Consider the following 394-nt stretch of genomic DNA (forward strand, 5'->3'; position numbering starts at 1 on the left):
TTTATTGACTTCGCTAGGAATTCAAACCCTTCCTTTGGAGAAACTTTGAAATCATCGTAGACAGAATAGGCTTTTTTCACTTCTGGGATTTCTTCTTCCTCAGCAACTATAGGCACGCCATATTCTTCAAAAATGATTTTTCTTTTTATTTCTCCATTTTCTTCGCCATTATTCTCGCTTTCAAAAGTTTCTGCGATTTCTTGTGGTCCTTCGATCTCTGTTGATATTTCCTCAACTTCTTCTACGGTCTCAGGAAGCATTGTTTCTTCGAGACTTCTAGGTTCTTCTATAACTTCACTTTCTTCGGAAGGAAATGATGTTTCAATGACTTCCTCTATATCTGTACTTACACTTTTAGCCTCAATAGGACCACTTGGAGTTTTTGAAACTTCAT

Annotated in this window: 1 pseudogene; it reads right to left on the reverse strand. The window is 36.8% G+C overall.

Going from position 1 to position 394, the window contains the following annotated elements:
* Positions 1-394 (reverse strand): annotated as a pseudogene (locus E3E37_RS11410) (DNA polymerase II small subunit); the annotation flags it as partial.

The sequence above is a fragment of the Thermococcus sp. ES12 genome, assembly GCF_012027515.1.
Classification (GTDB): domain Archaea; phylum Methanobacteriota_B; class Thermococci; order Thermococcales; family Thermococcaceae; genus Thermococcus; species Thermococcus barossii.